The following is a 10,498-nucleotide window of genomic DNA, read 5'->3' on the forward strand; positions in this document are numbered from 1 at the left end:
GTACTGGGGAAGAACTATGGTTGCTTAGGTAGTAGGTTAACAGTTTACAATGAATGGTCAGGATCTGAGAATATGTTTGGCTTTGTATCAGTAACGGCTATCCGTTCGTTAACCTCTGTATTCAACATCTTTAATGTAACATTGAGATATTTGCAAAATGCCAGTAGCTTTAATTTTTCCTGTTCAGAAACATCATCTCTGGCCTGGGAAAAAGCCGACAGGTCATTGATCATATCTTCTACTGTTGATGGAGGAAAAAGAATAAAAAAGGAACAAAACATATTCCATGCTTTGCGCTGCCTGTCTTCCTCCGGCTTTTGCATAAATAACTCCAATAGTGCAAATAGCTGCTCAATGTTGTTCATAACCCTGTTTTGATTTTCGTAATAAATAAGCATACAGAATGCCTTCATCAGCTTATACTGACTTTTTACAGATCATTTCTATCGGGGAAGAATGTAAGGGGATACTGTTGGTTACAGTTGCATTATGATTCTAAATTTAACAAAATGATTGTAATAATCAAATCAATTATGCCTGCCCGTCCCTGAACGAGGTGTATCATATACCTACAGGCTTTCCATTAGTCGGGCATTTCCTTTCTTTAAAAAGAAGCAGAAAATAAATTATTTCTAAATCTATACGTCCTGTCTAATAATTGGTTAGCCACCCTACTACTAGTGTTGTTAGGCTTTTTCGCTTTCAATCAGGCACATATTTGCATCCAGATAGTTCATAGTACTGGTGCAGTTGATGTGTGAAAGAGTGATGTACTAATAACATAGGCTGCGTGATAGTATGAGTTTGTGAAATAAAAGGAAGCAGCCTATGTTAAGTTCAATCTCATGGGCGTGTTACTTCACAGTAGCCGCCCTTCTTCTTGGAATTTATTATTGCTATGTAGTGGTACGTTATTACCGGAAAGAGATAAAAAATGCTATCTCCCGGAAAACCGTAGATACAGATTCAAAATCCACAGATCCGGCCTCTAACCAGTTATCATTGTTTGAACCTATCGATGAAACAGTACTGCCGGAAAAACAGGTAGATCTCTTTTCCCTTGCATTTGATTTGTCTGCTCGTATCAAGATGGTGATGGAGGTTGCGCGCGAGGAAGAATACAGCAAGTCCGGTCTTATAGTTATCCTGAGAAAGCTGATTTCTGAGTATCCAGCTATCAAGGGAACTGCGTTCCAGGTAGCCATTAACAACGTGATTATAAATGAGAGTAAAGGGTTAGGCTCAAATGGTCTTGGTGATAATGATGTGCCAGTACTATGGTAGCAAGGTAGTGTACTCCATCCCTTCTATGAGTGCCAGCTGCGGCAGCATTGTATGATTTTTAAAAAATGTGTGCATGAAAGTGAAGTGGTTGAATTTAAAAGAACACAAAAGGGCTGTGTTGCTTGCCAGTACTACGTTATTACTGGAATTGATGAATCTGTCTGTCATAGCCCAGGGAAAGGCGGATGGCAATGCAGGTATTAAAGAAGCCACCGACAAAGTACGTGGTTATTTTGATACTGGTGTTGATCTTATGTATGTCATTGGCGCAGTCGTGGGATTGATAGGCGCTGTAAAAGTGTATCAAAAGTGGTCTAGTGGCGACCCGGATACGTCGCGCGTTGCCGCATCCTGGTTTGGCAGCTGCATCTTTCTTGTTGTAGTAGCAACGGTTTTGAAGAGTTTCTTTGGTATTAACTGATTGTGCAAAAAAAGTTTTCTTAAATCTTTCCTATGGCAAACAGTATCTATTCTATCAACAAGGGCATTAATCTCAGCATCGAATTCAGAGGGTTAAAAGCACAATACATCTGGTACATGGCAGGTGGAGTGTTGGCTATAATGATACTGTTTGTCATTGCGTATGTCTGTGGTTTGAATACCTACGTATGTCTGGCTATTGCTACGGGTAGTGGTGTAGGACTTACCACACAGGTTTACAAGTTAAGTAACAAATACGGCGAACACGGTTTAACAAAAAAGTGGGCCAGAAGGCAAATACCCAACTGTATACGTGCAGCGAGTAGCCGGGATATTTTTATTGGCAATTTAAATGTGAGTTATGGAAAAAGTGATGAACGAAATGTTGCCAATCATGTCCGTAGAACATGATTGTATCTTATCAAAGAATGCGGATATAACTGTTGTGTATGAAGTGCAATTGCCGGAGATTTTTACTTTATCAGCTACGGAATATGAGGTACTGCATCAAACATTTATCAAAGCAATTAAAGTATTACCACAATTTACTGTTTTTCATAAGCAGGACTGGTATATAAATAAGCGGTATGAAGGAGACGGGGAAAAGGACATCGATTCCTTTCTTTCTCGCAGCAGTACCAGGTTCTTTAATGAGCGACCTTTTTTGGATCATACCTGCTTCATTATGCTGACGAAGATGGTTAACGACAGGAAGCCGTCTTCATCTCTCATGTCAAATCTGTGTCGGAGGTCAATTATTCCGGCAGCACACCAGGATGATAATTTGCTCCGCGACTTCCTTGATAGGGCTGGCCAGTTTAAAAGCATCCTCGAAGGTAGCGGACTAATGAAGCTGAGACGTTTAAAGAATGAAGATTTAGTAAGTACACAAAAAAAAGCTGGTATCATCGAAAGGTACTGTAACCTCTTACCAGAAACTGATAATCCAGTAAGCAAAGACATTCTCTTTGGTGATGATATCAGGATCGGTGATGACTATTTGCAAATCTATACTTTATCTGATGCAGAGAGCCTTCCAGGATTGTGTGGTAGCAGGATCAATTACGATAAGTATTCCAGTGATAACTATAAGTACAGTATCGGGTTTGCTTCGAGTCTTGGTCAGTTGTTGTCCTGCAATCATCTGTATAATCAGTTTATCATCATTGGTGATTCTTCCAAAAAAATACAGCAACTGGAAAAGAAACGGCTGCGGCTACAGTCCTTGTCTGCATACAGTAGGAGTAACGCCGTTGCCAGGGATGCTGTCAATGCTTTTTTACAGGAAGCAGTGAGCGATCAGCGATTGCCAGTAAAAGCGCATTTTAACTTATGTGCATGGTCCGCTGATAAAAATGAGCTGAAAGATATCAGGAATCAGATAGCGACTGCATTCTCAGCGCTGGATGCCTCTGCCAAACAGGAAACGGTCGGTGGTCCGCAGATCTATTGGGCCGGTATGCCTGGTAACGAGGGCGACTTTCCTCAGAATGATTGCTTCGATTCTTTCTGCGAACAGGCATGTTGTTTTTTGTCTTTGGAAACAGCCTATAAAAGCAGTATCAGCCCCTATGGCATCCGGTTGGGCGACAGACAAACCGGTAAGCCATTGCATGTGGACATCACCCATGAGCCAATGAAGCTATCTCAGATAGCGAATAGAAACAAGATCGTGATAGGTGGTAGCGGTAGTGGAAAGAGCATGTTCATGCAATCGCTTCTGCGTAATTACTATGAGCAAGGGGCGCATGTGGTGGTATTGGACGTTGGGGGCAGCTATGCGGGGTTATGCAAATTAGTGAACGGGTACTATTTCAGCTATACAGAAGAATCACCAATTAAGTTTAATCCGTTTTATATATCTGCGCATGATACCCTGGATATAGAAAAAAAAGAATCGATTAAAACATTGCTGCTGTCGCTCTGGAAGCGGGAAAGCGAAACCTTTAATCAGTCGGAGTATGTTGCATTGTCGAATGCCTTGCAACTATATTATGAAAGGCTGGATAATGATAAATCTATCTTCCCTTGTTTTGATAGTTTCTACGAATTTCTACAGACGGACTATTTGACTGTGTTAGAGCGCGACCGCGTTCAACAAAAGGACTTCGATATAAATAACCTGCTGTATGTGTTAAAGCCTTACTTCCGGGGCGGTGAATTTTCCTATTTATTAAATGCAAAGGAGAACCTGAATCTACTGGAAGAACGATTCGTGGTCGTGGAGTTGGACAATATTAAGGACCATCCAATTTTTCCTGCTGTGACCCTGTTGGTCATGGAGATGTTTATCTCCAAAATGCGTAAGCTGAAGGGCGTACACAAAGTAATTACCATAGAGGAAGCATGGAAAGCCATTATGCGCAGTGGTATGGCCGAATTTATGAAATACCTATATAAGACTGTCAGGAAACATTATGGTGAGGCCATTACTGTTACTCAGGAATTATCAGATTTGATTAGTTCCAGTATCGTCAAGGAGGCAATTATTTCCAATGCCGACTGTAAGATCCTTCTTGATCTGCGGAAGTTCCAGAACAAATTTCAGGAAATACAGGCAATGCTTGGCTTATCCGATAAAGCCAGGGATATGGTCCTTTCAGTAAACAGGGCAAATGAGCCAGGGCGGAGGTACAGAGAGGTATTTATCGACCTGGGAGGACAGATTATGAAAGTGTACCGCTTTGAACCTTCACCGGAAGAGTATTATGCGTATAGCACGGAGGAATCGGAGAAAATCAAGGTGATGGCTTATACGGAGAGGTTTGGCGGTGATATACAGCGAGGGATATCCGCACTCGTACAGGATATAGCTTAACTATAAATCGTGAGGTATGAAAAGTGCAAGGAGAATCTTGATATGCTTGTTCCTTTGTTGTAGCCTGGTCATCCTACCAACTAAAGAGAGCCACGCTATCGTGTGGGTAGTAGTGAAAGCCGCGCTGAAGAAAGTGATAAAGGCAATGGACTTGCAAGTGCAGCGTATTCAGAATAATACCATTGTGCTGCAAAATGCTCAGAAAACGCTGGAGAATACACTTTCTAAGTTAAAGCTGGAAGAGATTGGGAACTGGACCGATAAGCAGCGACAGTTGTACGCCGGTTACTTTGATGAACTCTGGAAGGTAAAAAATGCTATCGCAACATACAAGGAAATCAGAGCGGTGATACAGCAGCAGGTAGCGCTTGTAAATGAATATCAGCAATCATTTCAGCTGCTTAGACAGGACAATCATTTTACAGTTGAGGAAGTTGATTATATGTATCAGGTATACTCTGGTATTTTATCTGAAAGTCTTAAAAATATCGATCAGCTCCAATTGGTAATTAATTCTTTCAGTACTAAAATGTCTGATGGGAAACGTCTCCAGATAATAGCTGACGCCGGCTCTCAGATCAATGATAACTATACGGCTTTAAGGCAGTTTACTAATTATAATATTGGCATTAGTATCCAACGGTCTAAAGGAACAAGTGAGATAGAGATGGTGAGGCGTTTATATGGATTGCAATAGGCTTTTAAATGGTGGTGTATGAAAATGTGTGTCTTGATTATTTTGATTGCTTTTGTCTCCCTGTCATTAAAGGCGCAAACTTTTGATGAGTGGTTCCGGCAGAAAAAGACCCAGCGGGAGTACCTGGCTAAGCAGATAGTTCTTCTACAGCAGTATATGGGGTACGCAAAGAAAGGATATGATATTGCCCAAAAAGGACTGACAACAATTTCCCAGATTAAGAATGGCGACTATTCATTGCATAAAGTCTTTTTTCAGGCTTTAAATGAGGTCAATCCACTGATTTCAGGTTATCCTAAAGCAAATGCGCTTCTCTCTTCCCTTACCTGGTCCGATATGACTTGTAAAAATTCGATCAAGGAGGTGAATACCTCCGGATTCCTTTCTACTGGTGATGTGGAGTATATATTGTCAGTACTGGAAAATGTTAAAACGGAGAATGATAAATCAATAGAAGACTTTCTACTAATTATTACTCCCGATGAACTTCAATTATCCGACAGTGAACGATTAGATAGGCTGGAACTGCTTTATGGTAAGGTGCTGGACCGGCAATCATTCCTTAGTTCATTTCGCGGTGAGATTAAGATATTGGAAAGCCAGCGTAGAGTAGACCTGAAGGATATTGAGGTTCAAAGAATACTTTATGGTTTAAAATGAGAAAGTATGAGAGTATTGGTTTTTGTGATGATGTTATTTTTTTCGGTGCAGCTGGTTCCAATACGTTCAAACGCCCAGGCGGACGAACTTGCTCAATTGGCTTTGAATATTCAGAAGTTAAGCCAATTAAAAAAGATACTACAGAATATGTACGATGGCTATCGGATTGTCAGTAAGGGCTACAATACGGTTAAGGATCTTTCGCAGGGTAACTTTAACCTGCATGAAACATTTCTCAATGAGTTGTTTGCAATAAATCCTGCGATTAAGAATTATAGGCGTGTACCAGATATTATTAGCTATCAGGGAGCCATCATAAAACAGTACAAAAATGCCTTTGATGCTTTCCGGGAGAGTGATTTATTCAGTGTTGAGGAAATGGAGTATATGTCTGCTGTATATGGTGGGTTAACTAATGAAAGCTTGAAAAATCTGGACGAACTAATCATGATCATAACTGCCAATAAACTCCGTATGTCTGATGATGAACGCATAGCCGGTATAGACCGGATTTTTAGCAGCATGCAAGAGAAATTACTTTTCCTGCAGGAATTTAATTCCGGCGCACAGATGTTGGGATTACAACGGGCAAAGGAACGCAATGACGTAGGAATGGTACGCCTACTACATGGTATCAGTAATTAAATATTTTATTTATGAAATGTGCAGGGTTGGTTTTTGTATTCCTGGTGGCAGGTGTTGTTTTACCGGGTGCCTGTTATGCACAAAGCATGGCAGATAATATCGAGGGGTTGCATGGCGTGCTGGATAAGCTGTATGATGACATGATTCCTCTGTGTAGCGACATGATAGAGATTGGTCAGGCTATTGCTGGCTTTGCAGCCATTTGGTTTATATCCAGCAGAGTATGGGGGCAAATTGCCCGTGCAGAGCCGGTAGACTTGTACCCACTTTTGCGCCCGTTTGTAATAACTGTGGCTATAGGCTTATATGTGCCGCTGGTGCTTGGCGTTATGAACGGTGTTATGAAGCCGGTTGCAGTGGCGACAGCAGGAATCGTTAAGAATTCCGATACTGCTATTGCAGTGTTGCTACAGCAAAAGGAGGACGCCATAAAGAAGTCCGACGTTTATGAAATGTATATCGGAGCCAATGGACAGGGCGATAAAGATAAATGGTATAAGTATTATCATCCGGATGATCCCAACAGACGTAAGGAAGATATGTTCCAAAAAATTGGTAACGATATGCTGTTTAGCCTGGAACAGACCGCGTATAACATACGTAACTCAGTCAAGCAGTTTCTATCCGAAGCGCTACAGATCTTGTTTCAGGCTGCATCTTTATGTATTAACACTGTCAGGACATTTTATCTAATTGTGTTGGCGATTCTGGGTCCATTGGTTTTTGGCATGAGTGTTTTCGATGGCTTTCAACAATCGCTTATCAGCTGGGTGGGCAGATACATTAACTACTTTCTATGGCTGCCGGTAGGCAATATTTTTGGTGCTATCATCAATAAGATTCAGATGAACATGCTCCAGATAGATATCGAACAGATAAAAAAGTATGGCGATACTTCTTTTGGCGCTAACGATACTGCCTATTTGATTTTTCTTATCATGGGCGTTGTGGGATACTTCACGGTCCCCAGTATTGCCGGGTATATTGTTCATGTTGCTGGTAGTAATCCAATGTTACAAAAAATTACTGGCATCGCCACCTCTGCGGCTACTGGTGGGGCTTCTCAGCTTGGTCAGGGAATATCCAACGCATATAATGCTCCAAAAAATTTCAATGAGGGATATAGTGGAGAGAACAAAGGCTCAGGTGTAATGGCTGATATAGGTCGGGCAGCAGGATTAGGTGGTTCTCATTTGTACGATGAATTAGCGGGTAAGTAAATCTCAAACTATGTTCAAACAATTAAGAAATATAGATACTGCTTTTAAGTACATACGCAGCTTCACTATTGCTGTTGTTGTCAGTAACCTGGTTATATCCGGCTTTTGCTATTACAAAAGCTATGAGCTGGCGGCAAAGGTACAGGGAATGATATATGTGCTTTATGGAGATAAAGTAATTGAAGCATTTGCTGACGACCGTAGGAATTATCTTCCTGTGGAAGCCAGAGCGCACGTAAGGGATTTTCACCGTTTGTTTTTTACACTTGATCCGGATGAGAAAATTATCCAATCAAATATTTCAAAGGCGATGTATTTGGCGGATGCGTCTGCAAGGGAAAAGTATAGGAGCCTGAAGGAAAGTGGATTTTATACCAGTGTTATTTCCGGGAATGTAAGCCAGCGAATTGAAATAGATAGTGTAAATGTAGACTTCAACCAGAAGCCATATTATTTTAAATGCTATGCCTCCCTGCAGATTCGCAGACCCACCAGTATTACCACCCGAAGCCTGATAACAGACGGTTATCTGCAGGACGCGAAGAGTACAGATAATAATTCTCATGGTTTCCTGATCCTTCGTTGGTCTATTTTGAGGAATGATGATATTAACGTAATAAATCGTTGAGTTATGAGGTGGAATTGGAAGCTGCCCAAAGCAGGGAGACACACCAGGCAACATAAGGTTCAGTACAAATGGGTTGATGATGCTATCCAAAAGTATTTGCCAGCAGTCAGAAATTACACCAATCTATTTTCGGATAGATTGAACCGGTTGCCTAAAAAGCATTCCAGAATGCTTGTTGCCTGTTTCTTTTGCATTGGTGCTGGTGCTTTTAGCTATTTAGGTTTCAGGAAAGATACTGTTGGTATACACCGGATAAAGCCGTCTGCTATAAGTCAACCTGCTTATGTAGTGTTACCAGAGCAAGCCTTTACTCCGGCAGATCCTAAAAATAGCCCCAGCTATCAGAACATAGTTCAGTTTAAGTATTATATCGATAGCCTGAGTAAAACAGCAGAGGGCAGAAGGATTGTAGATAGTCTGTCTAGCAGGTATCCAGGCGTCTTTGATAGCCTGAAGCTGATTGATAAAGTAATAGGATTGCCCTAATTGTGTGAACGAATTAAAAATTGTGAGTTATGGAAAAAGTGCAATCATTATCCGAGGAATATTTAAGGAAAAGAAAATTTGCCGTTATAATTCCTCTTATTGTATTTCCCTTTGCGACTGTAGTGTTTTCGCTTTTAGGGGGTGGAAAGGGTGTTGCTGCTCCAATGCAGAAAGGCAAAGACGCCTTCAACTATGAGTTACCTGCACCGATTCTCCAGGATGATAGCCGTATGAGCAAAATTGATTATTACGAAAAGTCGGATCGTGATTCTGCGAAGTGGAAAGAAATTGCCAAACGTGATCCCTATTACAAGAAAATGTCTATGGAGAAGGGTTCTGGATTTGATGATATGGATTTTCAGGGCTACAAGGAACAGGCAGATTTCAGTAAGCCTTCAAAGAGAGGGGCAGTTGAATCGCCCTATTCTCATAATACTGATGCAGATGAGAACGTAATCCGGGTGCAACAAAAGCTGGCACAGCTTAATAAAGAACTTCAGCGTAAAGAAGATACCCTATCCGTGAATGCTGGTAATCCCTTACCAGTGGAGAAGGACAGACGATCCACTGCTACTATTACATCACCTGAAGTGGGACAGCTGGAAAAGATGATGGAGGCCATCCAGGATGGTTCTCAAAGTGACCCTGAGATGGCAAAGCTGGATGGAATGCTCGATAAAATCCTGGATATCCAATATCCTACACGCGTTCAGGACAAAATGAAGAAACAATCCGCTGAACATAAGCAACAGGTATATCCTGTTAGCCTATTTAATGAAGATGTGGTTCCTGTTTCTTCCTTGCAGCCTTCTATCCTTGCTGGCCCCCTTTCGTCTACAGATTCCTTAATTAGCCGCCGTCAGCCACCCAATAGATTTTATTCTATCGATGATGAAGTAGCGTCTGGTGAAGAGGATAATGCAGTTTCAGCTGAGATCCCTGAATATCAGACGCTGGTATCCGGTTCAACCTTAAAAATGCGTATTACCAATGATGTCTTTATTGCGGGGCGCTTAGTCCCGAAAAATAGCAGCATATATGGCACTGCCTCTATCAATGGTGAACGGTTGCAAGTGGAGATTAATTCTATAAGGATTGATAACTCTATTCTTCCGGTGTCTCTTTCAGTTTATGATCTTGATGGTATGCCTGGTGTATACATACCCGGTGCAATTGCCCGCGATGTGACGAAAAACTCAGCGGATCAGGCAATACAGGGAATACCCATTATGTCTATGGACCCATCGTTGGGTGTGCAGGCTGCGAGCGCTGGTATTGAAACGGCAAAATCCCTGCTGAGCAAGAAAGTACGGATGATTAAGGTAAATGTAAAAGCCGGATATCAGATTTTACTGAAGAACCGGCAGAATTGATATTTTCTTACAATAAAATTCCTAGTGATGATGAAATGTGTAATTGGAATTGCAGGGATACTCTGCATAATAGGAAATGGTACAACAGAGGCACAGGTACCGGTGTATTGGCATATTGAGCCGATGCGTTTACAGGTGGCCTACAGTAAAACCTCCAATATTATTTTTCCTTTCGCCATCAGCAGTGTCGATCGTGGAAGCAGAGACTTGATGGTTCAGAAGGCTAAAGGGGTCAAAAACATTCTCCAGGTGAAGGCTGGCAAAGAG

General features: G+C 41.5%; 13 protein-coding genes. 12 read left to right on the plus strand and 1 reads right to left on the minus strand.

Annotation, left to right across the window (positions count from 1 at the left end):
- Positions 1 to 44: 44 nt before the first annotated feature.
- Entirely contained in the window at positions 45 to 365 is a 321-nt protein-coding gene (locus tag VIP81_RS01650) for a hypothetical protein (protein ID WP_331956735.1), read from the minus strand.
- A 463-nt stretch (positions 366 to 828) separates the two neighbouring features.
- On the opposite strand from VIP81_RS01650, the gene VIP81_RS01655 reads away from it, so the two are divergent.
- The 12 genes from VIP81_RS01655 to VIP81_RS01710 all read left to right on the plus strand — a co-directional run.
- Positions 829 to 1,284, plus strand: coding sequence for a hypothetical protein (locus VIP81_RS01655; protein WP_331956736.1), 456 nt, complete (start codon positions 829 to 831; stop codon positions 1,282 to 1,284).
- A 73-nt stretch (positions 1,285 to 1,357) separates the two neighbouring features.
- Positions 1,358 to 1,705, plus strand: a complete 348-nt coding sequence (locus tag VIP81_RS01660) for a DUF4134 domain-containing protein (protein WP_331956737.1) — start codon at positions 1,358 to 1,360, stop codon at positions 1,703 to 1,705.
- A 32-nt stretch (positions 1,706 to 1,737) separates the two neighbouring features.
- Positions 1,738 to 2,115: a DUF4133 domain-containing protein gene (locus VIP81_RS01665; RefSeq protein ID WP_331956738.1), complete on the plus strand. Its 378-nt coding sequence runs from the start codon at positions 1,738 to 1,740 to the stop codon at positions 2,113 to 2,115.
- A complete protein-coding gene (locus VIP81_RS01670) occupies positions 2,066 to 4,522 on the plus strand; it encodes a TraG family conjugative transposon ATPase (RefSeq protein ID WP_331956739.1) in 2,457 nt (818 codons plus the stop codon). The genes VIP81_RS01665 and VIP81_RS01670 overlap by 50 nt, the downstream gene beginning before the upstream one ends.
- A gap of 16 nt (positions 4,523 to 4,538) precedes the next feature.
- Entirely contained in the window at positions 4,539 to 5,219 is a 681-nt protein-coding gene (locus tag VIP81_RS01675) for a conjugal transfer protein TraI (protein WP_331956740.1), read from the plus strand.
- Between the two features lie 18 nt (positions 5,220 to 5,237).
- Positions 5,238 to 5,879, plus strand: coding sequence for a hypothetical protein (locus VIP81_RS01680; RefSeq protein ID WP_331956741.1), 642 nt, complete (start codon positions 5,238 to 5,240; stop codon positions 5,877 to 5,879).
- 6 nt (positions 5,880 to 5,885) lie between these two features.
- Positions 5,886 to 6,524, plus strand: coding sequence for a TerB family tellurite resistance protein (locus VIP81_RS01685; RefSeq protein ID WP_331956742.1), 639 nt, complete (start codon positions 5,886 to 5,888; stop codon positions 6,522 to 6,524).
- An 11-nt stretch (positions 6,525 to 6,535) separates the two neighbouring features.
- Positions 6,536 to 7,744, plus strand: coding sequence for a conjugative transposon protein TraJ (gene traJ, locus VIP81_RS01690; protein ID WP_331956743.1), 1,209 nt, complete (start codon positions 6,536 to 6,538; stop codon positions 7,742 to 7,744).
- Between the two features lie 10 nt (positions 7,745 to 7,754).
- Positions 7,755 to 8,372: a conjugative transposon protein TraK gene (gene traK / locus VIP81_RS01695; protein ID WP_331956744.1), complete on the plus strand. Its 618-nt coding sequence runs from the start codon at positions 7,755 to 7,757 to the stop codon at positions 8,370 to 8,372.
- 168 nt (positions 8,373 to 8,540) lie between these two features.
- Positions 8,541 to 8,858, plus strand: a complete 318-nt coding sequence (locus VIP81_RS01700) for a hypothetical protein (protein WP_331956745.1) — start codon at positions 8,541 to 8,543, stop codon at positions 8,856 to 8,858.
- A 29-nt stretch (positions 8,859 to 8,887) separates the two neighbouring features.
- Positions 8,888 to 10,231 carry a conjugative transposon protein TraM gene (gene traM / locus VIP81_RS01705; protein WP_331956746.1) on the plus strand — a complete coding sequence of 448 codons (1,344 nt, stop codon included), beginning with the start codon at positions 8,888 to 8,890 and terminating at the stop codon, positions 10,229 to 10,231.
- Positions 10,232 to 10,258: 27 nt separating this feature from the next.
- Positions 10,259 to 10,498: DUF4138 domain-containing protein (locus VIP81_RS01710; RefSeq protein WP_331956747.1), on the plus strand; the 240-nt coding region annotated here is incomplete at its 3' end.

Origin of the sequence: Chitinophaga sp. (genome assembly GCF_036566945.1) — a bacterium.
Classification (GTDB): domain Bacteria; phylum Bacteroidota; class Bacteroidia; order Chitinophagales; family Chitinophagaceae; genus Chitinophaga.